18 protein-coding genes are annotated in these 24,458 nt (G+C 48.7%); 17 read left to right on the forward strand and 1 reads right to left on the reverse strand.

Translation table 11 applies throughout. The annotated features are described in order from the left end of the window. Positions 1 to 174 precede the first annotated feature (174 nt). From AC0LWT_RS22480 to AC0LWT_RS22510, 7 genes are all read left to right on the forward strand, one after another. The gene (locus tag AC0LWT_RS22480) at positions 175 to 1,758 is read left to right on the forward strand and encodes a family 20 glycosylhydrolase (protein WP_474683515.1); all 1,584 of its coding nucleotides are present in this window, start codon (positions 175 to 177) and stop codon (positions 1,756 to 1,758) included. A gap of 179 nt (positions 1,759 to 1,937) precedes the next feature. Further along, entirely contained in the window at positions 1,938 to 3,947 is a 2,010-nt protein-coding gene (locus tag AC0LWT_RS22485; RefSeq protein WP_474683666.1) for a beta-galactosidase, read from the forward strand. Between the two features lie 217 nt (positions 3,948 to 4,164). After that, positions 4,165 to 5,679 carry an apiosidase-like domain-containing protein gene (locus AC0LWT_RS22490; protein WP_474683516.1) on the forward strand — a complete coding sequence of 505 codons (1,515 nt, stop codon included), beginning with the start codon at positions 4,165 to 4,167 and terminating at the stop codon, positions 5,677 to 5,679. A gap of 145 nt (positions 5,680 to 5,824) precedes the next feature. Then, positions 5,825 to 7,633 carry a family 43 glycosylhydrolase gene (locus AC0LWT_RS22495; protein WP_474683517.1) on the forward strand — a complete coding sequence of 603 codons (1,809 nt, stop codon included), beginning with the start codon at positions 5,825 to 5,827 and terminating at the stop codon, positions 7,631 to 7,633. A 36-nt stretch (positions 7,634 to 7,669) separates the two neighbouring features. Further along, positions 7,670 to 9,205 carry a DUF5597 domain-containing protein gene (locus tag AC0LWT_RS22500; protein WP_474683518.1) on the forward strand — a complete coding sequence of 512 codons (1,536 nt, stop codon included), beginning with the start codon at positions 7,670 to 7,672 and terminating at the stop codon, positions 9,203 to 9,205. Positions 9,206 to 9,441: 236 nt separating this feature from the next. Next, entirely contained in the window at positions 9,442 to 10,590 is a 1,149-nt protein-coding gene (locus AC0LWT_RS22505) for a mandelate racemase/muconate lactonizing enzyme family protein (protein WP_474683519.1), read from the forward strand. A 16-nt stretch (positions 10,591 to 10,606) separates the two neighbouring features. Beyond that, a complete protein-coding gene (locus AC0LWT_RS22510; protein WP_474683520.1) occupies positions 10,607 to 11,611 on the forward strand; it encodes an alcohol dehydrogenase catalytic domain-containing protein in 1,005 nt (334 codons plus the stop codon). Between the two features lie 52 nt (positions 11,612 to 11,663). Here the strand turns inward: AC0LWT_RS22510 and AC0LWT_RS22515 are convergent, their stop codons facing one another. Continuing rightward, entirely contained in the window at positions 11,664 to 12,293 is a 630-nt protein-coding gene (locus AC0LWT_RS22515; protein ID WP_474683521.1) for a GntR family transcriptional regulator, read from the reverse strand. 74 nt (positions 12,294 to 12,367) lie between these two features. Here AC0LWT_RS22515 and AC0LWT_RS22520 point away from each other — a divergent pair, with 74 nt between their 5' ends. From AC0LWT_RS22520 to AC0LWT_RS22565, 10 genes are all read left to right on the forward strand, one after another. Then, a complete protein-coding gene (locus AC0LWT_RS22520; RefSeq protein ID WP_474683522.1) occupies positions 12,368 to 13,003 on the forward strand; it encodes a GntR family transcriptional regulator in 636 nt (211 codons plus the stop codon). A 99-nt stretch (positions 13,004 to 13,102) separates the two neighbouring features. Further along, positions 13,103 to 13,960 (forward strand): fumarylacetoacetate hydrolase family protein, encoded by an 858-nt coding sequence (locus AC0LWT_RS22525; RefSeq protein WP_474683523.1) that lies wholly within the window; start codon positions 13,103 to 13,105, stop codon positions 13,958 to 13,960. Positions 13,961 to 13,983: 23 nt separating this feature from the next. Continuing rightward, positions 13,984 to 14,751, forward strand: a complete 768-nt coding sequence (locus AC0LWT_RS22530; protein ID WP_474683524.1) for an SDR family NAD(P)-dependent oxidoreductase — start codon at positions 13,984 to 13,986, stop codon at positions 14,749 to 14,751. A gap of 34 nt (positions 14,752 to 14,785) precedes the next feature. Then, a complete protein-coding gene (locus AC0LWT_RS22535; protein WP_474683525.1) occupies positions 14,786 to 15,715 on the forward strand; it encodes an SMP-30/gluconolactonase/LRE family protein in 930 nt (309 codons plus the stop codon). A gap of 348 nt (positions 15,716 to 16,063) precedes the next feature. Further along, positions 16,064 to 17,785, forward strand: coding sequence for a sensor histidine kinase (locus tag AC0LWT_RS22540; protein ID WP_474683526.1), 1,722 nt, complete (start codon positions 16,064 to 16,066; stop codon positions 17,783 to 17,785). Between the two features lie 5 nt (positions 17,786 to 17,790). After that, entirely contained in the window at positions 17,791 to 19,398 is a 1,608-nt protein-coding gene (locus AC0LWT_RS22545; RefSeq protein ID WP_474683527.1) for a response regulator transcription factor, read from the forward strand. 231 nt (positions 19,399 to 19,629) lie between these two features. Further along, entirely contained in the window at positions 19,630 to 21,369 is a 1,740-nt protein-coding gene (locus AC0LWT_RS22550) for an extracellular solute-binding protein (RefSeq protein ID WP_474683528.1), read from the forward strand. A 73-nt stretch (positions 21,370 to 21,442) separates the two neighbouring features. Continuing rightward, complete coding sequence (locus tag AC0LWT_RS22555; protein ID WP_474683529.1) at positions 21,443 to 22,399, forward strand: ABC transporter permease; 957 nt, start codon at positions 21,443 to 21,445, stop codon at positions 22,397 to 22,399. A gap of 22 nt (positions 22,400 to 22,421) precedes the next feature. Then, positions 22,422 to 23,306, forward strand: a complete 885-nt coding sequence (locus AC0LWT_RS22560; RefSeq protein WP_474683530.1) for a carbohydrate ABC transporter permease — start codon at positions 22,422 to 22,424, stop codon at positions 23,304 to 23,306. 50 nt (positions 23,307 to 23,356) lie between these two features. After that, positions 23,357 to 24,433 carry a family 43 glycosylhydrolase gene (locus tag AC0LWT_RS22565; RefSeq protein ID WP_474683531.1) on the forward strand — a complete coding sequence of 359 codons (1,077 nt, stop codon included), beginning with the start codon at positions 23,357 to 23,359 and terminating at the stop codon, positions 24,431 to 24,433. Positions 24,434 to 24,458: the final 25 nt, after the last annotated feature.

Raw genomic sequence — 24,458 nt, forward strand, 5'->3', positions numbered from 1 at the left:
GATTTTCTGGGAGAAGATGAGCAGTTTAGACCCAAATTAAGTTGCATTGAAGAATGGAAGGGAACTAAATGAGAATGAAAGGAGGGTGAGAGGAAAAATTCCGGTTAAAGGAATCTTGTACCATCTGCTTCGATTATACCCAAAATTCTTTAATAATTAGGAGGACACCAAGAGATGAAACAAGTATGGAAAGGTATAGTCGGTTCTGCGTTGGCTGTCATCATGCTGCTCAACGTGGGGGCGATAGCAGAAGCTAATTCGTCTAATTCGCCGCAGCCAACAACCATCCCGGCTCTGCGTGAGTGGACGGGATCGTCAGGATCGTTCCAAATTGGTAAGCACCCCTATGTTCTTATTCATCCATCAGACGAATCCCGACTTCGTTCCGATGCCGAGGTCTTTGCCGATGACTTGGAAACGTTGACCGGAAAAAAAGTCAAAATCAAGGTTACAAAAAAGGATCCCGATCCAGGTGACATATTGCTTGAGCTTGGCTCGCAGGATACCCAGATTGGTGATGAAGGATATAAGCTCACAGTCGGATCGTCCGTGAACATCAAGGCGACCACATCGGCAGGCGCCTTCTACGGGACTCGCACCTTGCTCCAGTTGCTGAAACAGTCCCCTTCAGTACCTGCTGGCGCCGCTCGGGATTGGCCACGCTATCCCGAGCGCGGACTGATGATGGACATAGCCCGCCGTAACATTTCGTACAACTGGCTTGCGGCGCGGGTTCGGGAAATGGCCTATCTGAAGCTCAACTATCTCCACCTCCATTTCACGGATGATCAGGGCTGGCGCATTGAAAGCGGCCAGGGCCTTCAATCGCCACAGTTCCTCACCAAAGATCAGATTCGAAAGCTGGTGACGCTTGCGGCGAGCTACCATATCACGGTCGTACCCGAGATCGACATGCCGGGGCACATGGGCTGGGCTCTGAAGAATCACCCCGAGTTTCAACTGAAAGACCAGAATGGTGTAGCCGTCCCCAATAAGATCGACTACACGATCCCTGCTGCTCGGGAGTTCTTGCATAATCTGATCGAAGAGTATCTCCCGCTATTCCCGGGGAAGTACTGGCACATGGGGGCTGATGAGTTTCTTGGTGACAGCGAATATCAGAACTATCCGCAGCTCGAGCAGTACGCCAAACAGACATATGGACCGCTTGCCACGGCGAAGGACGGTGTTCACGGATTGATTAATGAAATCAATGGGTTGGTCCGTGCCAAAGGTAAAACACTACGGATTTGGAACGATTCTACCACACCAGATCATACCATTCCGATCGACAAAAACGTCGTCATAGATTGGTGGACGGACCTGAACACCCCATACCCTAGTCCTACGAATCCGGTATCACCTCAACAGCTCCTGCTCGAGGGGTACACCATCCAGAACTCCGGCTTCTGGCCTACGTACGACTTTCCTGATTACGGCTACACGCCCGTGCCGTCGATCCAGCACATGTACGAGGACTGGGCCGTGAATCTCTTCCACGGTTTTGCATACAACTATCAGGACGGAAGCAGCGGGACTCTGACACCGCTCTATGACGTTGGAGCGGCTGAACCCCGAAACCTTGGTTCTTCACTTAATTTCTGGAACGACGTGAACGGATTGACCGAAGAGCAAGTGGCCGCCTCGATCTTCCCAAGGTTGCGGGTGATGGCACAGAAGACCTGGGAGTCTGCTCCACTTGTCACAACCTACGCAGATTTTCAATCAATAATCCAAAGCGTTGGATCAGCGCCTTAACGCATCATAATTGAAGCTAGGATGATCAATTAGTCCAAGAACCTCTTTGCATTCCATCTTGGCTACCGGCTGAACACCTTCAGAATCCCGGTCTATGACCGGGATTTTTTAAATAGGTAATATCTAGAAAACTTCAGATTAATATACGTCCAATTAGCAGAAGGAGCATTTAAGGAATGATTAAAGAACTTCTCTACGGTGTTGCTTATTATGATGAGTACATGCCTAATGACAGGCTGAACGAAGACATTCGGATGATGAGAGAAGCCGGTATTAACGTAGTCCGAATCGCGGAATCGACATGGAGTACACATGAACCTCAGAACGGCGACTTCGATTTCAGTTCCGTAGACCGGGTACTTGACGCGATGCACGCTGCCGGCATTCACGTTATTGTCGGCACGCCGACCTATGCTGTCCCGACTTGGATGGTGAAGGAACATCCCGCCGTGCTTGCCATCACGCCGCTTGGGCCGGGTAAATATGGCCCCAGACAGATTATGGACATTACAAACCCGGTCTATTTATTCTATGCAGAGCGGATTATTCGCAAGCTGATTTCGAGAGTGGCTAGTCATCCCGCCGTCATTGGGTATCAAACGGATAACGAAACGAAGCACTATAACACGGCAGGACCAAATGTACAGCTTCAATTTGTCAAATACATGCGAGGGAAATTCGGATCCTTGGATGAGATCAACCGGCGGTTTGGCCTAGACTATTGGAGCAATCGCATCAACAGCTGGGAGGACTTCCCTTCTGTCATTGGCACGATCAACGGCAGTTTAGGAGCTGAATTCGCACGTTTCCAGCGGAAGCTAGTGACTGACTTCCTCGCTTGGCAGGTCGCTATCGTAAACGAATACAAGCGTCCCGGCCAGTTCGTCACGCAGAACTTTGACTTCGAATGGCGAGGGTATTCGTACGGTGTGCAGCCGTCGGTGGACCACTTCGCTGCAGCGGCGCCTTTCGATATTGCGGGCGTCGACATTTACCATCCTTCCCAAAGCAAGCTGACCGGCATCGAGGTATCGTTCGGCGGGGACATGGCGCGTTCGCTGAAACGGGCAAACTACCTTGTACTAGAGACTCAGGCACAGGCGTTTCCGAACATGACGCCGTACCCGGGCCAGTTGAGGCTTCTGGCGTTCAGCCATGTCGCATCTGGTGCTTCGATGGTTGCCTACTGGCACTGGCATTCGATTCACAACTCGATCGAAACGTACTGGAAGGGCTTGTTGAGTCACGATTTGCAGCCGAACCCGGTTTATAACGAAGCGATGACGATTGGCCACGATTTCGCCCGGCTCTCTGACGAGCTGATCGGCTTGCGCAAGACGAATCGGGTCGCGGTCATGGTCAGCAACGAAGCGCTGACGGCGTTGGAATGGTTCAAGCTTCCCGACGGACGAACGTATAACGATGTTGTCCGCCGGATGTACGACGAGCTCTATAAGATGAATGTGTCCTGCGACTTTATCCATCCGTCCTTCGAATGCCTGGACGATTACGGACTGATCGTCGTGCCTGCGCTTTACGCGGTGCCGGACGAAGCGCTGAAGCGGTTGAACGCTTATACAGCGGGAGGCGGTCATGTCGTCTACTCCTTCAAGAGCGGCTTCGCCGATGATACGGTGAAGGTGCGGACTATGAGTCAACCGGGCATCATCTCGGAAGCCTGCGGCGTCTCGTACAGCATGTTCGTCGAGCCGAAAGGTGTCGGACTTGCGGGCAAACTATTCGACGGTGCTGAGGAAGCGGGGACGGTGGAAAGCTTTATGGAGCTGCTGACGCCCATGTCCGAACAGGCCGAGGTGCTCGCCTCCTACGTCCATCCGCATTGGGGACAATATGCTGCGGCGACGCGCAATCGATACGGACGCGGCTGCGCAACGTATATCGGCGGCCTGTTTGATGCCGATTCGATGCGGCGCGTGCTTCGGTCGGCCGTTGAGGAGGCGGGGCTGTGGGGAACGGACCAGCAGCTCGCGTTTCCGCTGATTGTGAAGACAGGCGTGAACAGAGCGGGCCGGACGGTACGGTTCTATTTCAACTATTCCGACGATACGCAGACGTTCGTCTATTCGTATCTAGGCGGGGCGGAGCTGCTCTTCGGTGAAGGTGTGGAACAAGGCGAGGAGCTCGATATCGAGCCGTGGGGCGTTCGAATTATAGCTGCCGAGGGCTGATTGTACGGCTGGTGGAATGAAGCGATGTCTGGTCCTGACTGTAATTAGTTCTATTGGGTATCGTGCATATAAGTTGGCAACATAACGGCTGCACCTCGAGTGTTTTTAGTTTCTGTGACTGTCAGGTCGTTTACGCAAAAGGCCCGGAAACAGGGACGGAATTAAAGAACATCAATTTGAGATTAGCATTTACAATTGAATTGAGGCGCGAAACGAGATGAAATTTACACACAACGTTGAGCAGTGGGACATATTTGAAGTTGAATTGCAGGCTTCTCATACCTTCATTAATCCATTCAGGGATGTGAACCTTTATGGGGAGTTTTGGAGTGGGAAGGGATGGAAGCGAATTAGGGGCTTTCATGATGGAGGCGATACTTGGAAAATTCGGTATATGCCGGAATCGCAGGGGGAATATCGATTCAGGGTGTTATCAGATTATGCAGATTTTGAAGGACTCGAAGGTATGTTTCATGTAGCAGCCCCTTCTCAGGGAAATCATGGACCTATCCGAGTAATAGGTACACATTTTTCCTACGCAGACGGTACTCCCTTTTTTGTTATGGGTACTACTGCATACGCCTGGACTTACCGTCCGGAAGAAGTTCGACGGAAGACGCTGGAATCTTTCTCCAAGTATGGTTTTAATAAAATACGTATGCTCGTATTTCCGAAATTCATGCGAATTGGTGGCGAGGTGAGCGAGATCGATATCTCCTACGAGCCGCCCGTATTCCCGTTTGAAGGCGAACCAAATTCTTTTGACTTTCAGCGGTTTTGTCCTGAGTATTTTCAAAATTTAGAAGATCGAGTCATGGATCTATTAAAACTTGGGATTGAAGCTGACGTGATACTGTTCCATCCTTACGATTGTTGGGGAATTGATCTTGGAATGAAACAGGATGATCATCTAACCTATATTAACTATATTATCGCGCGCTTGTCTGCGTACAGGAACGTATGGTGGTCTTTGGCCAATGAGTTTGACGTTGATAATACGCCGGAAGGTAAAACTTATGTACGGATGGATCGTAAAGATTGGGATTTGTTCGGTGCGACAATCAAGGCGAATGACCCCTACAGTCATCCAATATCAATTCATAATATTCCGTTTGGTTTTATTTATCCTAACCGTGACTGGATGACTCACGTCAGCTATCAACATCCGGATACTTATACACTCGTTCTTGAGTTAAAAAACAAATACATGAAACCAATCGTGAATGATGAATATCAGTACGAAGGAAACATGAAAGTAGAATGGGGCAGTAGTGACGCCGAAACAACTGTTTTGCGGCATTGGCTTTCGGCAATGGCCGGGGGATATGCAACACACGGTGAGGTTATCAAGTCTAACGGTAACGGGAAAGATCTATTTTGGTCGTATGGTGGCACGTTGATAGGCCAAAGCGCACCTCGACTCAAGTTCATGAAGCAGATCATAGAAACATGCGGTTTCCAAAGTATGGAAAGGGATGCGCTAAACACGGATGGGCATCACTATTTTACCTTACACCGGGATATGGACGAATACCTGATTTTCTGCCGTTACGATCTCCCTGGAAAAGGACTTTGGTGCGGACCGTTCGACGGCACTGAGTATGAGTATGAGGTAATTGCATATGATGTTTGGAATTGCACGGAAATTGAGCGGCTAACCGTTACTAATACCGGTACCCTGCCTATCAAGAGGTGGACTGTTTATCACTTAAAGTCAAAGAATAATAGATAATACGCAGACGTTCGTCTATCCGTACCAAGGCGGGGCGGAGCTGCTCTTCGGTGAAGGTGTGGAACAAGGAGAGGCGCTCAATATCGAGCCGTGGGGCGTTCGAATTATAGCTGCCGAGGGCTGATTGTACAGTTGGTGGTTTGTAGTGTTCCAAGATATAAAGTTAGGGGTTGAGGAAATGACATTTATCTGTAATCCAATTAACATGCCATACAAATATCAATTTATTGAACAGCACGGAATTATGAAAATCAACAGGGAAGCTGCCGATCCATCCATGATTTATTTTAATCAGAAATATTATCTTTTCCCGTCCATGACGGCTGGATTTCTTTGGAGTGACAATCTAGCCGATTGGGAATTCCATCCTCTAACGGATCTGCCGATCTACGATTACGCCCCGGATGTTCGAGTCATTGGAGAATACATGTACTTTTCCGCATCGAATTCTTCTCGTAACTGCTCATTTTACCGAACGAAAGATCCGATCAACGGATCTTTCGAGGAGATTGAAGGGACCTTCCCCTTCTGGGATCCGAATTTGTTCTTGGATGACGATGGCAGAGTGTACCTTTACTGGGGATGTTCCAATGATAAACCCATCTATGGAGTAGAGTTAAACCCTGAGGGGATGAAGCCGACAACGGAGCCGGTCGCGCTGATCTTCAGTAACCCATCCGTTAAAGGGTATGAAAGAAATGGCGAAAACCATATTACGCCCCGAACACCAGAACAGATTGAGGAATTGGTTCAACTGAATGCGAGAAATATCCCCAATATTACGGATGAACAGTTGAATCATCTGAGAACAGTGTTTGAGAATGATCCGTACATCGAGGGCGCATGGATGGATAAACATAACGGCAAATACTATTTACAATATGCCAGTCCGGCTACAGAGTTTAACACGTACTCAGATGCCGTTTATGTGTCGGACAATCCGCTGGGTCCATTTACACTCGCCAAAAACAATCCATACTCCTATAAGCCGGGAGGATTTATTCCGGGTGCCGGACATGGATCGACAATGGAGGATCATCATGGAAACTATTGGCACGCCTCCACTATGAGAATCAGTGTCAACCACAATTTTGAAAGACGGTTGGGGTTCTGGCCAGCCGGTTTCGATCAGGATGGAGAACTGTTCTGTAACCAACGATATGGAGACTGGCCGATAAAGGTCGAACAGGCTGTGATGAACCCATGGAGTAACCCTGAATGGATGCTTCTCTCGTATGGCAAACCGGCAGCTGCATCAACTTTTGAAGCGGGTAAAGATGCGTCGAAAGCTATAGATGAAAACGTTCGTACCTGGTGGAAAGCAGCGTCCAATAGTCCCGGTGAATGGCTTCAAATCGATCTCTTACACTCCTGCGACGTCTACGCGATTCAAGTCAATTTTGCGGATAATGCGTTGAATATTCCTATTCCTGAGGGAGCAGATTTCCAAGAGGGGAGACACATTGATCAACGTAAGCATCATACCAGGTGGCTTTTGGAAGGGTCAGTGGATGGAAAAGAGTATTTTGTCATAGAAGATAAAACCAATGCAGCTACGGATTTACCGCATGATTTTATCGTAAGAGAAAATGGAATGAAAGTTCAATATATTAGATGTACGGTTAAGGAGCTTCCTTACAATCAAGCAGCGTGTATTTCCGGTTTGCGAGTATTTGGAATTGGCAAAGGGGAACTTCCGGAAAAAGTAACCGGAATCAAAACCGAAATGGTAAGCGAACTCGATCTTTATGTGAATTGGAATCAAGCAGAAGTTGTTGGATACAATGTTCTGTGGGGCTTCGCACCGGATAAACTGTATCATAGTTATATGGTATTGGGGAGTAATAAGGTCACAATCGGCGCCTTAATCAAAGGGGAACCGGTATATGTAAGAGTCGATACCTTTAATGAGAAGGGAATCACCGAAGGTGACGTATTTCAAGTCATCTGGTAATGATCCCGCAGCCATATATCGGGAGGAGATAGCTAAATGAAACCTTTACCGCACTTAAGAAATGAAGCCGGAGTTACCAGGCTCTACGTGGACGGACACCCATTTATAGCTCTGGGCGGAGAAATTCATAATTCCAGTGCTTCTAGTCTTCGTTACATGGACGAGAAAGTATGGCCTTACCTTAGGGGACTGCATCTTAACACTGTCATTGTACCGGTTTATTGGGAGTTGCTTGAGCCAGCAGAAGGGAAGTTCGACTTTGAACTCGTTAACGGCATTATTACCCGTGCAAGAGAGGAACAAGTACGCATTGTGTTTCTTTGGTTCGGGCTTTGGAAGAATGGACTTTCGAGTTACGCACCTTCTTGGGTGAAGAGAGATCATCGCACCTATTTTCGTGCAAGATACCCAGGTAAAATCGCGTCGGAGACTATTTCCCCGCTTTGCCAAGCGGCCGTTGAGGCGGATGCCCGAGCATTTCAACGTCTTATGTCTCATTTGAGGGAAGTGGATGGCGAAGAACATACGGTCATTATGATGCAAGTCGAGAATGAAATTGGATTTTTGGGCGCTACGCGAGACTTCTCCGAAGAGGCTGACTTCGTATTCGGTGGTCAAGTACCAGAATGTTTGGCCAATGCGTTCGGAGTTGAAGGAACTTGGAAAGAAGCATTCGGCGAGGATGCTGATGAGACCTTTATGGCTTATCACTATGCCTGCGCGGTGGAGCGGATTTCCAATGCAGGTCAACAGGTCTATCCACTGCCCATGATGGTCAACGCTTGGCTGGAACAGTTTCCGGGAATACCGGGCACGTATCCCAGCGGAGGGCCCATAGCGAAAATGATGCGGGTCTGGAAAGTAGGCGCGCCGACGATTTCCATTTATGCCCCTGATATTTATTTGCCTAACTTTAAGGAAATTTGCCAGGAATACACAACCAATGGGAACCCGCTATTCATTCCGGAGGCGAGAAGAGATCTGGTTTCGGCCGCTAATGTGTTTTATGCACTCGGCAAGCATGATGCTTTAGGGTTCTCTCCATTTGGAATTGAAGATTTCCTTTCAGAAAATGTGGACGCGGTGGATGCCTCCCTTTTGTCGGCGCTAAATATCGAGCAATCCGGTTTTATTTTAAATGGAACTGGACCCTATCTCGCAAAGAGCTATAAGCTGCTCGGCAATATGTTAGGATTGATTCAGCGCTATAACGGCACTGGAGCCATGACCGGATTCGTGCAGAATCGAGAAAAGGGATGCTTATTATCCTTTACCAAGTATGACATTAAAATCACATTTGGTACGCCGGAAGAGGGCAGGCCTGTTGCGGGAGGTATTGTCGTTGAGACCGGTGAGAATGAATTTTTTCTGGCAGGCTATGGTTATACCGTAAACTTCTTGCCTAAGCGTAATGAACGCAAGCAAGCAGGCATTATCCGAATTGAAGAAGGTGAGTTTGAAAATGATAATTGGCGGAGAGGTAGGGTGCTGAACGGGGATGAAGGTGTGTATCACGTCAGGCTTGGCAAGGATCCCGAAATTCTTCGAGTGGAACTTTATCAGTATGAATAAGAAAAAACATTTCAGGATGTGCGCCTTTATGGAGTGATAGCTCGTATGAGATCGGGGCATCGAATATTTTCCTTAAAGGCAAGGTGCCCGCCTTCCCCGCTAACTCTTTAAAACTATTAGAGATAGCAGGGAAGATCGGCCCGTAATTCGAAACTTGATGTATACAAGTTAGACATCTTGTGGATACCAACGATTGCGTGCTACTTTTATCCTATAGATCGAGGGAGGTGTTGAACATGAAAATCACGGATATCCGCACTTATATCGTGGGGAACTCCTGGAAGAACTGGCTTTTTGTCGAAGTGAAAACGGATCAAGGAATTACCGGTATCGGCGAGGGAACTTTAAATGCTTTTGCCAAAACGGTCGAGGCGGCGATTCATGAACTTAAGCATCTGGTAATCGGCATGAATCCGTTTGATGTGGAGGCGATCTCCTTAAAAATGATTCGCGACGTCTACTCGGACGGCGGTCAAATTCAAGGCTCCGCACTCGCGGCAATCGAAACGGCGTGTTGGGATATTATGGGCAAGGCGACAGGGCAACCGGTGTATAAGCTGCTTGGGGGCAAGTGCCAGGATAAACTTCGCTGTTATGCAAACGGTTGGTATCGAGGCGGTACCGACGAGGAAAGCTTGTATAACCAAGCTAGAGAAGTAGTTTCGAAGGGCTATACGGCCTTGAAGTTCGACCCGTTCGGGGCTGCTTGGCGAACAGTGGAGCGAGCTGATTTCGCTGGCGCCATCCGTAAAATATCCGTTGTCCGCGAGGCCGTCGGTCAGGATGTGGATATTTTGATTGAGGGGCATAACCGCTTTAGCGTACATACAGCTCTCCAATTTGCAGAGGCGATGGCGCCGTATTATCCGACATGGTTTGAAGCGCCGGTTCCGCCGTATCGTCAATCGTCTGTGATTGAGGTAGCCAAGCGAAGCCCGGTACCGATCGCATGCGGGGAAGACTACTACAATCGTGAGCAATTCGCGGAGCTTCTTAAGCATGATGCCGTTCATATTGTTCAGCTGGAGCCGCAATTCCTGGGATTGAGCGCTTCCAAACAGATTTGCGGCATGGTGCACGCCCATAATGGCGTAACCGCTCCGCATAGTGCGCAAGGCCCTATTTGCTCCATTGTTTGCGCTCATTTGAATATGGCCAGTCCGAATTTTTTCCTTCATGAAATTTTTGATGAATTTAATGCTTCATGGGCTCAGGAAGTATTGTCTCCATCGTTCAAAGTAGAGAACGGCTACCTCCAGCCGCCAGATCGGCCGGGTCTTGGTTTCGAGCTTAATTTGGACGAAATTGCGAAGCATCCGTATGACCCAGGGCACTGGCTGCCGTTATTCAGGCAAGGTTGGGAAAAACGGGAACGAGTTCAGTAAAGGGGAGGAAATGGGCATGAAAGCACTCGTTTATGAGGGGCCGCGGTCCCTGAACATTCGTGAGGTTGCCGTCCCCGTTTGCGCTTCCGATGAGGTATTGATTCGGGTGAAGCAGGTGGGCATTTGCGGCTCCGAACTCAGCGGCTACCTGGGACATAATTCTTTGCGCAAGCCGCCCCTGATCATGGGCCATGAGTTTTCAGGCGTTATTGAAAAGTTGGGATCGGAAGTAAACGAATCGCACGGGTTGCAAGTCGGAGCTCGCGTTACAGCCAACCCGCTTGTGACATGCGGGCATTGCCGCTTCTGCCGTAATGGTCAATCTCAATTATGCGGCGAACGAAAATTGCTTGGGGCCCACAGGCCGGGGGCATTTGCCGAAATCGTTGCAGTCCCGGCAAGGAATGTGTATCAACTCGATGATCACGTGTCTTTCGGGGAAGGTGCATTTGCCGAACCATTTGCCTGCGCGATTCATGTATGCCGTCTGTTGGAGTTAAATGCGCAAGACCAATTGCTTATTTACGGTGCCGGCCCGATCGGACTATTCGCACTTCAGGCTGCTCAAGTGCATGGTCTTCGGAATATTGTTGTGCTTGACCGCAACGAGGCCAGACTCGAGATTGTAAGAGAGCTCGGCGGAATCGCCGCAACCGGCCTGGAACAGCTGGAGCCGTCATGGAGCGGGGACTTTGACGCTGCGATAGACGCAGTTGGCGCGGAGACGACCCGCAGAGGCAGCATACAGGCGGTGCGGCCTGGCGGTAAAGTAGTGTTCACAGGCTTGCATGAAGTGGAAAGCAAGCTGCAAGTAAATGATATGATACGCAACGAAACGATAACCATGGGGGCATTCGCTTACTCGTCTAAAGACTTTGATACGGCATTGCGTTGGATAGAGGAAGGGAACGTCAATATGCTCCCCTGGGTTGAATTCGCCTCCATGAGTCAGGGCAGCGAGAGCTTCGAGAAGCTGATCTCCGGTCCGGGCAAGGTCGCAAAAATCATTTTGAGCTGGTAACAGTCACGAGGTAAGGGGTGCTATGCGCCCCCTTTACTTTAGGCCGACAAGCCTACACCCACGTTCGTTTTAATACTTGAAGATAATGAAATAAAGCATCGCGGAATACCGCTAAATCACTTGGAATCGTTTCGATCAGTTGATCCAATATTTTAGTTGTTTCACCGTAGTTGGGCGCTTTCCATCTTTTCGTATTGGAAGTCCAAAATAATCTGGATGCGGTGTTTCGAAACAGTCTGGACATTTCTTCGTTGCGGGAAATATCGATTAAACCGAGCAACAGGTCATATTCAAATTCGATCAGAGCGCCAGGGTGACTAGCAGCCTCTTTCAGCAAATTCCTGAAGGAAAGAAGTTTCTTCGCGGAATAATCCGCCAGTTCGGATTGTTTTACATCCCATGCCGCATGTACGGAGAACAATAGGAAGGAAATTGTGATTTCCAGAAGGTCGCTTATCCTTTGGGCGGATGAATCCAGAATAATGACTCCATGTTTGGGCGCTATTCGCAGATAGCCTTCTTGCTCCAGCTGTTGAAGAGCGGCTCTGACCGGAGTTCGGCTCATATCCAGCATTCCGCTTAACTCTACCTCGGAAGTCGCTCTTCCCCTGGGTAATTTTCCGGAAACAATCCATTGATGTATCGTTAGATAGGCTTGATGACGTAAGGACGATGTACTCATGAGAAGCTTCCTTTCCGAATGTAAATGTTTATAATCATAATAAATCAATTAAATCTGGAAAGGAAGAATTCGGTATGATCGCAACAGGAACCACTTTAAGGGAAATTGCCTTTGAAACGATCAAGCAGAAAATCGTCAGCGGTGAGTGGGAAGGGGGGACGTTTCTTTCGGAGAAGAGGTTGAGCGAACTTCTGAGTATGAGCAAAACGCCGATTCGATCGGCTATGGACAGACTCGAGATGCTTGGATTAGTGAAGTTAACGCCGAACCAGGGTGTGATCGTTCAGGAGATGTCATTAAAAAAAATAATGGATATTTATCAGTTGCGGCTATCCCTGGAAACTTTTGCGGCCAAAGAACTGACAGGCAAGATGGATGCGGATTTTTTTCGTAGTTTGGATGAAAATCTAGCTCTTCAGGAGCAATGCGTCCAGCAAGAGGATATCGTAGCTTTCGTGCAGTTAGATCGCTATTTTCATGAGATGATGATCAAGGGGTTGGATAATGAAGAATACACGGAAGCGATGTCCAGGCTGCAGGATAAGTTTTTGATGGCGGTGAGGGCCACATTTTACAAAAATCATAGCCGTTTATGGGGAAGTTTGAGTGAACATAAGCAAATTCGCAGAGCGCTTGAAGAGAATGACCCGGCTGCTACGGAACAATTGGTTTACAATCATATTCAGTATGTAAAAAAGATTATGCTTTGATGTATACAAGTTAGACATCTTGTAGATGTAAACGGTCTCGTGCTACCTTTAATCCATAGATGAAATAAGTATTTTAAGCTTCAGGTGGAGGAATCGATCATGAAAATAGTGCAATATTATAGCTTGAATGATGAAAATCAGCAGCTTAAAGTTGGAATCTTGGTAGGAACCGATACGATTAAAGAATTAAACATTCGGGGTACCGCGAAGGATTTCATAGCTCAATTTAACGAGATGGGCGAATCGGATGTTGCAAGTATTACGGAAGGGTCTCCGGTTTATGACTTGCATGAGGTTAAGCTGTTGTCTCCTTTGACAGACCCCGAGAAAATCATATGTATCGGGTTGAATTACCATGACCATGTCATTGAATCCAACATGCAAGTTCCGAAGGTGCCGGTTCTATTTCCGAAATATAATAACTGTCTAGTCGGACACAACGAGAAGGTGGTCATTCCCCAAGAGGTGCTTCAGTGTGATTATGAAGTGGAATTGGCTGTCGTAATCGGAAAAACGGCAAAGAAAGTCTCAAAGGATTCCGCCATGGATTACGTCTTTGGATATACCGTTCTAAACGACGTTAGCGCCCGCGATATTCAATTGAACGAACCTCAATGGACACGCGGGAAAGCGATTGACGGCTTTGCACCCATGGGGCCTTGGATTGTAACGAAGAATGAAATCCCGAATCCCGGAAAATTAAACATATATCTAACTTTAAATGACGAGGTTATGCAAAATTCGAATACGAAGGAATTGATTTTCGATATTCCTTATTTGATATCATTTCTTTCGAACACGATAACCCTTCGGCCTGGGGACATTATCAGCACCGGGACTCCGCCGGGAGTAGGAATGGCAAAAAAACCGCAGGTATGGCTTAAGCCGGGCGACATAGTAGAAGCTACCGTTGAAGGAATCGGCACACTTCGAAGTGTTTTCATATCTGAGCAATAAGTTAGGAAGAGAGGGATGTTCACATGAATTGGCAGGGGAAGGTCATAATCGTGACAGGCGGCGGAGGCGGCATAGGGCGAGCCGCGGCACACAAGTTCGCTGCCCAGGGTGGACAGGTCGCCGTCGTGAACCGAACCGCCAGCAAAGCGGAAGCTGTAGTGCAGGAAATTATCGACGCTGGGGGAGAAGCGATCGCGTTGCAGGCAGATGTTTCCTCAGAGGCTGATGTGAAAAGGGTTGTTCGTACTACGCTGGAAAAGTTTGGTAAAATCGACGTTTTAGTCAATAACGCAGCAACTTGCCCGCAAATTTGTCTAACCAATATGAGCCTGGAACAGTGGAATCAAGTGATTACGAATAACCTTACCTCGGTATTCTTATTCTGCAGGGAAGTCATTCCGTTCATGCTTCAGAATGGCGGCGGTTCAATTGTGAATGTAAGCTCCGTTCATGCATTGGCTACGCTAGAGGGGTATTCTGCCTATTCGGCTTCCAAAGGGGGCATTGTAGCGATGACGAGGGCGATTGCTCTTGATTTTGCCCGTCAGAACATTCGGGTTAATAGTGTGCTGCCGGGGGCTGTACAAACTCCAATGCTTGAAAGCAGTGTGAAAAAGCTGAATGCGCCTCGGGAAGAAATCATGAAGCAATGGAATGAAGCGCAACCGGTCGGTCGTGTAGGACAACCCGAGGAAATAGCTGCTGTGATTATGTTCGCGGCCAGCTCCGAAAACTCCTTTATGACGGGAGCTACGCTAGTTGCGGATGGTGGTATGACCGCAGACCTTTAAGAGTTTGTTTGGCTAAGGAGGGATAAAGTTCATTGTGATTAATTCACTAAGAGTTGCGGCGGCTGTGAGGGCGTCGCTGGGAGAAGGCCCAAGTTGGGATGCTGAAACAGGAACATTGTATTGGGTAGATATCCTAAATCGTCGCCTTTATAGCTTAGAACTAAGCTCCGAACGGGTTAATGTGGTAGAATTCGACCAGATGATCAGTGCGGTCGTTCCTAAAATGGGTGGGGGACTTATGGTTGTATCAGAAACAGGATACCACACTCTATCGCTGAATGATGGCAAACTGATCCCTGTATATGACCCGGAAAGTGACCTGCCCAATAACCGTTTCAACGATGGCAAGTGCGATCCACATGGACGCTTTTGGGCCGGGACCAAAGATCTTGACGATGCTCCGCATAGAGGAAGTTTATATCGCCTGGACCCGGATCATAAGTGCTGCACAATGCTGAACAACATAACCATATCGAACGGTTTGGCTTGGAGCCCGGACCGTTTGACTATGTATTATATAGACAGTGCATCGGAAGAAGTAACGGCCTTTGATTACGACGATCCCAGCGGAGAGATTTCAAATTCTCGCTGTGTAATCGATTTTAGGCCGGAAGAGGGCTGGCCTGATGGAATGACGATAGACTCCGAGGGGATGCTGTGGATTGCCCATTGGAATGGCTGGCAAGTCTCCAGATGGAATCCGGCAACAGGGCAGTGCCTGGAGAGGATTTCAGTACCGGCGGCCCTTGTCACTTCCTGCGTGTTTGGCGGTCCCGAGATGAGGACATTGTTCATTACAACGGCGTCTTGCGGTCTAAGGGAAGAGGAGCTGCTTAACCAACCTCATGCAGGAGCTCTATTTGCTGTGGAGACCACAGTTACGGGAATTCAAACTTATCCTTTTGGGGGAAAAATCAACTCGTTGTGCACAGAACTCACAAACGAAAGTTCAGAATCCAAATAAAGTCTAATATGCCTCTCATCCCCTCACTTGTATACTTAATCACGAGAGATCTCTTACGCGCTATGGTCAAACTGCAACAATTTTCGAGTGACGTCCCAGCGTGAAGGAGACACGAAGAGACGGCTTTCGCGCAAAATCAAAATCTCGGTCGAGTTCGAGTCGTCGTCCATTAAACGCTATACAATAGTAGCCGGAATGGCAGCCAGAAAACGAGCATCGATCGAGCTTGATTAGAAAAGAATCAAGGGAAAGCCGATTTGCGGCTTTCCCTTTTCCTCATTATATCGCTATGATAATAGAAGATGCTACCGATGCGACACCAACTTTTTATTCAGGGGAAGGTTAAAGATGCAGATGATCAAGAAACTAGGCTCACTCCCGATACTGCCGAAGATTGCGCTGACCTTTCTGATGGTGCTGACGCCGCTTTTCTACTTAGGGCTTCAGATGAACGAGGCCGGTGCAGACATAGTTCGACAAGAGATCGCAGGTTCGCTGTCTTCGCGCGTAGAGTTGTACATGGACATCCTGGACGGAGACTTTGACCGGACAATGCGGCTTCTGCGGGAGTACGTTAATGATGAGGACCTATTGAAACTCAGCACAACCTCGGAGATTATGACGGTCATTGAACGGAACCGTTCGGTGCTTCGGCTAAAGCAGCAGATGGACTTGTTGGGCCAATCGAGTGCTTTTATCGAGAATGCATTGGTCTTCATTCCCAAGATGAACAGGATTGTAGCATCCGATTCTAATTCGATTGTCGATTTCAATGACGAAATGTTCCGGGCGCTGTCCGTCCCGGTGAATCCGCTTGATTCGCCTTTTCTTATTTGGGATAACCGTGTCTTTATTACGATGCCGTATGGGTACCTCAACGATTCGCCGTTGTTTTTAATTGCCGTGGAGATATCAAGCTCGGAAATAACCGCACAGCTCAAGCAGTTTGCCTTGGAAGACAGTGTTGCCGTTCTGTCGAGCGACCAGATGGTATGGTCGTCATTAAGCGCAAGCGCCCCGGCATTGGACGACAAGACGAGAACCTTGTTATACACGGCGGAGGAAGGCAACCGAAGAGTCTCGATCGACAACCGGGATTATCTGTTAGCCGTCAAAAAGTCGGAAATTCTAAACACGAAACTGCTGATGATGGTACCGTCCGATAAGGTCGAGAGACCGCTCGAACGGTATCGCAACTGGGGATTTATCCTCTATGGCGTCTCCGTGTTGGTTATTATCGCCTTCTCGTTCAGCATGTACCGTATCATACATCGGCCACTGATGGTGCTTGTCCGTTCATTCCGAAAGATCGAGCAAGGCCGATTCGATGTGTCAATCGAATATCCCTTCAAAGACGAGTTCGGTTATTTATACAAGCAGCTGAATGCAATGGTACGGGAGGTCAAACGATTGATCCAGGAAGTATACGAACAGCAATATCGGATTCGTCTAGCCGAGCTAAAGCATCTTCAGTCTCAGATTAACCCACATTTTTTATACAACGCGTTTTTTATTCTGTACCGCATGGCGAAGCAGGACGGCAACGAAAGGATTATGGGATTGACGAAGCATCTCGGTGAGTATTTCCAGTTTATCACCCGGGACAATGGCGAGGAAGTCACACTAGCCAGCGAAGCGGCTCACTCAAAATCTTATACGGAGATTCAGTCGATTCGGTTCTCCAACCGCATCACGGTTCATTTCGCGGATATACCGAAGGAGGCAGAGCAACTCCTCGTACCTCGGCTCATTCTGCAGCCGATTATCGAGAACGCGTTTGTGCATTCGTTGGAGAAAAGAGCAAAGGGCGGCATACTCGAAGTCGATTTCCGCATGACGGAATCCGAGTTGCGCATCCGCGTGGAAGACAGCGGGGGGATTGACGAAGAGAAAGTTGCCCTTCTACAGGCGCTACTGAACGGACAGCAGGACGTTACGGTTACGACGGGCATGATCAATGTACACAGACGGCTACAGATTAAATATGGCGGCTCGGCTGGCCTGCATTTAAGCAAAGGTGCCCTCGGCGGACTTCAAATCATCATCACGATTCCTTTGCAAGGAGGTTAACACCTATGTATAGATTAATGATCGTCGACGACGAACCGTTTACCGTGGACGGGCTTTACGAGATGTTGCAAGATGAGCCGGACATGGACCTGGATATTTACCGGGCGTACTCCGCGGAGGAAGCCATGGGGTGGCTATCCCGTACGAAGATGGATATCGTCTTAAGCGATATCCGCATGCCGGAAATGGACGGTCTGCAGCTGCAGCAATGGATACAGACCCGTTGGCCGCGCTGCAAAGTGATCTTCCTGACGGGAGTTAACGATATCCAATTTGCGCAGCAAGCGCAGCGCGGAGGCGGCGTGGACTATATTCTGAAAACCGAAGGCGACGAAGCGATCGTCAAAAGCTTACAGCGCGCTTCGGACGCGATTCAGGAAGACCTCCGCAACGAGGACCTGCTGATCCGGGCCAAAGGCCAATTGAAGGAGCTTCTGCCGATGCTGCGCCGCGAGTGGTTTACGGCTCTCGTGGAGCAGGGCAGACCCGTAACCGACAATCTCCCCGCCCGCCTTCGGGAGCTCGACACGCTGCTCCGTCCCGAGGAGGCGATTATAATGGTCTGCGGCCGCGTCGACCATTGGGATGAATGTTATAGCCTGTCCGATCAATCGCTGCTCTTATATGCAGTCCAAAATATTGCCGAGGAGTTCATGGACCGGGTCGTCATGCTCCCCGTCATGCTCGGCGGCGCTTACTTCGTATGGCTAATCCAGCCGAAGGCTTCCGGTGAAAGGGAGTGGGACGAATTGCCGGCTTACATTCAGGGAACGCTGGAAAGTATACAGCAAACGTGCAGGGCGCTGCTGCAAATACCGGTGTCGTTTATTAGTTACGGAAGCCAAGCGGATTGGGAAGATATCGCGAGGAACTATCATCTTTTGAAGCAAAGTCTGATCCTGGGGCTGGGCAACGGGGAAGAAATGATTCTCCTATACCGCGAGGAAAATGCGGCTCAATTCTCAGAGGCACCTGCACTGAACATATCCAGAATCGAGAGCGCCGTCGAGATGGGGCAGATGCCGTTGTTCTTGGAGCTGCTAAACGTGCTGTTCCAGTGCTTGCCCAATAAATTCACCGTTTATGCGCAGACGTATTATGCCGTTGCCGTTATTTTGCTCAATCAATGGAACAAAATGAACCGTAACGATAATAGTGACGATGCGGATGCCGAGATGACAATACGCAGGTTGTTTGACGTAACTGCACACAAGACAAAGGAGCAGGCGGTACAGTTCCTGAGCGACATTGGCTGCAATCTTATTCGGCATGGGAAACAAGAGCAGGACGAGCGCACTGAACGCATTATTAACAAGCTTAACCGCTATATCGTCGAGCATCTGGACAAGGATCTTTCGCTAGCCTTCCTCGCGGACGTCGTCTATCTTAATCCGTCTTACCTTTCCAGTCTGTATAAGACTTATACCGGACGCAACATTTCCGACTACATCACAGAGATTCGAGTGGAACGGGCGAAGGCTTTACTAGCAACATCTCAAGCGAAGGTGCAGGATGTTGCCGTCGCGGTCGGGTTTTATACTGCGGCTTACTTTACTCGGTTTTTCAAGAAGCATGTTGGCGTAACGCCGCAGGAATTCAGAAGCAGACTTTAGCCTGGGAGTGAGAGACTATTGTCCCGGTACCGTATTACGAGAACATTGCAAGGAAAGCCTAAATCGAGGCTTTCCTTTTTCCTTTCCTCCTGAAGATGAAGTCCGCGAACGAAACTTGCGAAGGAAAGTAAAGAATACAAACAGAGTGCAATATACGGTGAAGGGGCCTTTTTACTATACTTAATTCAAGAGATTGAGATCTCTTACAAACAAAACCGGGGGGAACAAAGCATGAAAAAACGTGTCAGATTATTGGCTGCATCCAGTCTGTTGGTCTTTAGCTTAGTAGTAAGCGCATGCAGTTCTAACAATGATCCTGTGAATAACGCGAGCAAAGAGGGGAATGGCAACGCTGCTGCAACACCCGTATCGGAGTCCGCGAATCCAGAGGATCTATATCTAGGGAAGTATGCCAAACCCATTGAAGTATCGACGGTTCGTATTCTCGGTACTGGTGTAAAGTTTGCGGGGGGAGATACGATCGACAACAACGTCTGGTATAAGGAATATGAAAACAAGCTCGGAATTAAGCTCACGAATAAATGGAGCGTTGTCGGAAATGAGCCTGGAGGACAAGGGGAGCAGAAGATGAACGTCTCGATCGCCTCGGGCGATCTGCCGGATATCGTTCCGCTCAACGCCTCGCAGCTGCGGCAATTAGCAGAAGCGGGCAAATTAGCGGACTTAACCGAGATCTACAAGAAATACGCAAGTCCAATGGCCAAAGATATGTTGACACAGTCGGGACCTGCCGCGATGAGTTCCGCTACCTTCGACGGCAAACTGCTGGCGATTCCTGCAGTTTCGTCAACGCTCAACAATGCTCCGATGGTTTGGGTCCGTGTCGACTGGCTGAATAAGCTCGGGCTCCAGCCGCCAAAGTCGATGCAGGACGTGTTCAACATTATGGACGCCTTCGTGAATAGAGATCCGGATGGCAATGGGAAGAAGGATACGTACGGTATGGCCATGGATAAGGATCTGTACGGGTTCTTCGACGGGCTGGAAGGGTTCTTCAATAGCTATGGCGCATACCCGCGCCAGCAAGGAACAGGCAACTGGGTGAAGAAGGAAAACGGCACCATCGAGTTCGGGAGCATTCAGCCGGAAGTGAAGACGGCGCTAGGTAAGCTGCAGGAGTTGTATAAAAAAGGGTATATCGATCCCGAATTCGGCGTGAAGGATTGGAGCAAGGAGAAGGAACTGATCGTTGCCGGCAAAATAGGCTTGTGGTTCGGCAACATGCCGGTGCCGCTTCAATTGCAGGATCTAAAGAACAACGATCCGAATGCAGATATACAGTCTTTCCCGCTCGTGACCGTTGACGGGCAGCCGGCGAAATCGCAAGTGCCGTCCCTTTATTTAAACACACCGCAATACCTTGCGGTGACCAAGAATGCCAAGCATCCGGAAGCGCTGCTCAAAATGGTCAACCTGTTCTTTGAAGCTTCCTACGGTAAGAATTACTCCCCGGAAGAAGCCAACAATCTAAGAAAGAGCCCTGATGGCAGTGTTGAACGTTGGCAGTATTCTATTTATGCCGCCGAGCCGGAGAAGAACCTGAATACGCATCGTTTGTTTAAAGAAATTGTTGCCGGCACGAAGAGCGAATCGGAATTAAATTCTGAACAAATAACCGCATTCCCAGCGATCAAAAAGTATCTTGCCGGCGAAAAAATGGAGACGTTTGACTGGGCAATCAATCGCATCTTCGGAACAAAGGATTCCGCATTCGCCGTTATCGATAACTATGCAAACAACAAATTGCTGATGCCGAACGCATTCAGTCAGATCAATACGGAGACGATGATTAAACGCGATGCGACGCTGCTAAAGCTTGAACTCCAAACATTTACGCAAATTATTCTCGGTGAATCACTCGACAGCTTCGACAAATTCGTAGCGAACTGGAAGAAGCTTGGCGGCGATGATATGACGAAGGAAGTTAATGAATTGATGAAAGCCCGTTAATGGCAAAAAAGTCCGAATTCTGTCCTTTGTGAGGGCAGAATTCGGCCATATGGGCAAGAAAGGATGATCCGCCGTGTTGAATAAAGTGACAGAAGATAGAATAACAATCGTGGAATCGGCGGCTAAGCCGGGGAAAAAGCGCGCTTGGAAGTTTCAATTGCCCTTACATCTGATGATTCTGCCAGGGCTGATCTTAATTCTCGTCTATAGTTACGGTCCTATGCTCGGCGCCGTCATCGCCTTCCAGGATTTCAACCCTGCACGAGGCATTTTCGATTCCAAGTGGAACGGCCTTGATAACCTCCGTTATGTAATGGCCTTGCCTGGATCCTTTCAGATTATCTGGAATACGCTTATCATTGCCGTGATGAAGATCGTGGTCGGTTTGATTGTTCCGGTCGTGGTTGCTTTGCTGCTTAACGAGATTCGCAAGGAGCTGTTCAAGCGAACGGTTCAGACCTTGGTCTATTTGCCGCACTTTTTGTCTTGGATTATTCTCGGAGGGGTTTTGATCGATATTTTGTCCCCTTCTTACGGAATCGTTAACCAAATGTTGAATTGGCTCGGAATTGACTCGATCTATTTCTTGGGCAACAACGGCTGGTTCCGCTCCGTTCTGGTTACATCGGACGTGTGGAAGGAATTCGGATTTAATACCATCGTATATTTGGCCGCGCTGACCGGCATTAATCCAACATTATACGAAGCGGCGGTTATTGACGGCGCGAATCGGTGGAAGCAGACGCTGTACGTGACTTTGCCAGGTATGGCGCCGATCATTATTTTGACAGCAACGCTGGCTTTGGGCCAAGTCCTCAATGCCGGCTTCGATCAGGTATACAATTTGTATAGTCCTCAAGTGTATGAAACAGGCGACATTATCGACACCTTCGTTTATCGGATTGGCATCGTTGATGCACAGTACGGAGTAGCGACTGCCGTGGGTCTCTTTAAATCGGTCGTTTCTCTGATTCTGCTTTCGGGGTCTTACTTCCTTGCCTACCGTTTCGCCAACTACAGGATATTCTAAGAGTGAGAGGAGACGAACAATCATGGTGGAACGCTTTACGCTGAGCCGCAAAATGTTTATAGGGTTTAATTACATTTTCCTGACTCTCTTGTCGGTTCTGTGCATATTACCGCTTATTCATGTGCTGGCTGTATCGTTCAGCTCCAGTTCCGCGGCCTCCGCAGGTTACGTCAAGCTATGGCCGGTCGAATTCACGCTGGAATCTTATAAGTACGTTCTGGGAAAAGAAGAGTTTTTCAAGTCGATCCTGGTGACGATCAAACGCGTTGCCGTCGGTTTGAGCGTCAATATGGTGCTGACGATACTCGTCGCTTACCCCCTGTCGAAAGAGGTAAACAAATTCCGGGGGCGGACAGTCTACGCTTGGGTGTTTGTGTTTACGATGCTTTTTAACGGCGGGCTTATTCCGTTATACATGATGGTGAAGTACACCGGAATTCTCGATTCCGTATGGGCGCTTGTATTGCCGCAAGCGGTGCCGATCTTTAATATGATCCTCTTGCTCAATTTCTTCCGGGGTTTGCCGAAGGAATTGGAAGAGGCAGCCTTTATGGATGGTGCCGGCCACTGGACGACACTCTGGAAAGTGTACGTGCCGTTATCCGCGCCGGCCTTAGCTACCATCACGCTGTTCACCATGGTATTCCACTGGAATTCCTGGTTCGACGGACTCATCTTCATGAATTCGCCGGGAAATTACCCGCTGCAAAGCTACTTGCAGACCGTGATTATTCAGCAAAATTTTAATAACGCAAGTCTTGAAACGATAGCGGAATTATCGAAAATCAGCGACCGCACCTTTAAATCCGCGCAGATCTTCCTTGGTTCGCTGCCGATTCTGCTCGTGTATCCATTTCTGCAGCGGTTCTTTATGAGTGGGATCGTGCTCGGCAGCGTGAAAGAATAGCAGTATTCAGGAGAAATCCCAAAGATGTTTACAACGAAGGAGTTAGTCGCATGACATACAATTCGATCAGACCGGGCCAGGTATGGCTGGACACCGAGGGCAAGCGAATTCAGGCCCACGGCGGATCTATTATTACCGTAGGCGATACGTTCTATTGGTATGGGGAAAACAAAGAAAAGACAAAGGCTGGCAGCGGGATTTGGCACTGGGGAGTAAGATGCTACGCCTCCAAAGACTTATACAATTGGGAAGACAAAGGCGTGATCATTCCTCCGGACGTAGATGACGTTGATTCGCCGCTGCATCCTGCACAATATATGGACAGACCGCATATTATCTTTAATCAGTCGACGCAGAAATTCGTATGTTGGGTTAAAGTCATGAGGCAAGAAGGTCAAAAATCTACGATCCTGACAGCGGACCATATCCTTGGTCCCTACACGGTCGTAAACAAAGATATCCGTCCTTTAAACATGGGCGCCGGCGATTTCGATTTGGTCGTCGCGCCGGACGGCAAAGCTTATTATTATTTTGAAAGAGTCCATTCCGAACTCATTTGCGCCGACTTGACAGATGATTATACGGACGTAACCGGCTATTATTCTACGCATTTTCCTCATGTCCAGCCTCCTTACGTGCGGGAAGCGCCGGCCTATTTCAATCGAAAAGGGCTGCACTATTTATTTACGTCGGGAACGACCGGCTATCATCCGAACCCATCGGAAGTCGCTAGTGCGAAAACCTTCCATGGACCCTGGGAGGTTCTGGGGGATCCGCATCCGGACGACCGGTCGCGCACGTCTTATAATTCGCAGATTACGTCCGTCTTTAAGCACCCGTTCAAGAAAGATCTCTATATCGCGCTCGCGGATCGATGGATACCGAACCTTCCGGAGCTTGTAGGGGATCGTTTTGCGGACGGAACGCAATCCCGCATCGCAGCCGACATTTATAAGTCGGTCTTCGACCCGGAAATCGACTATGTGCTGAAAGAGGAAGACAAACTGCCTGTATCGATCGATTTCGATACTTGCAATTCCGATTATGTATGGCTTCCGGTCCGGTTTGATGGGACAATGGCTTACCTGGATTGGAAGGAAGAATGGAAAACAGAGGATTACGAATAATAATAATTGACTTAAACGGGAGTGG

The organism is Paenibacillus sp. sgz302164 (assembly GCF_056120505.1).

Bases quoted from the DNA above. Each gene is read 5' to 3' on its own strand.
- AC0LWT_RS22480 (WP_474683515.1), top strand. From the start codon at position 175: ATGAAACAAGTATGGAAAGGTATAGTCGGTTCTGCGTTGGCTGTCATC.
- AC0LWT_RS22490 (WP_474683516.1), top strand. From the start codon at position 4,165: ATGAAATTTACACACAACGTTGAGCAGTGGGACATATTTGAAGTTGAA.
- AC0LWT_RS22500 (WP_474683518.1), top strand. From the start codon at position 7,670: ATGAAACCTTTACCGCACTTAAGAAATGAAGCCGGAGTTACCAGGCTC.
- AC0LWT_RS22505 (WP_474683519.1), top strand. From the start codon at position 9,442: ATGAAAATCACGGATATCCGCACTTATATCGTGGGGAACTCCTGGAAG.
- AC0LWT_RS22510 (WP_474683520.1), top strand. From the start codon at position 10,607: ATGAAAGCACTCGTTTATGAGGGGCCGCGGTCCCTGAACATTCGTGAG.
- AC0LWT_RS22515 (WP_474683521.1), bottom strand. From the start codon at position 12,293: ATGAGTACATCGTCCTTACGTCATCAAGCCTATCTAACGATACATCAA.
- AC0LWT_RS22520 (WP_474683522.1), top strand. From the start codon at position 12,368: ATGATCGCAACAGGAACCACTTTAAGGGAAATTGCCTTTGAAACGATC.
- AC0LWT_RS22525 (WP_474683523.1), top strand. From the start codon at position 13,103: ATGAAAATAGTGCAATATTATAGCTTGAATGATGAAAATCAGCAGCTT.
- AC0LWT_RS22530 (WP_474683524.1), top strand. From the start codon at position 13,984: ATGAATTGGCAGGGGAAGGTCATAATCGTGACAGGCGGCGGAGGCGGC.
- AC0LWT_RS22540 (WP_474683526.1), top strand. From the start codon at position 16,064: ATGCAGATGATCAAGAAACTAGGCTCACTCCCGATACTGCCGAAGATT.
- AC0LWT_RS22545 (WP_474683527.1), top strand. From the start codon at position 17,791: ATGTATAGATTAATGATCGTCGACGACGAACCGTTTACCGTGGACGGG.
- AC0LWT_RS22550 (WP_474683528.1), top strand. From the start codon at position 19,630: ATGAAAAAACGTGTCAGATTATTGGCTGCATCCAGTCTGTTGGTCTTT.
- AC0LWT_RS22560 (WP_474683530.1), top strand. From the start codon at position 22,422: ATGGTGGAACGCTTTACGCTGAGCCGCAAAATGTTTATAGGGTTTAAT.
- AC0LWT_RS22565 (WP_474683531.1), top strand. From the start codon at position 23,357: ATGACATACAATTCGATCAGACCGGGCCAGGTATGGCTGGACACCGAG.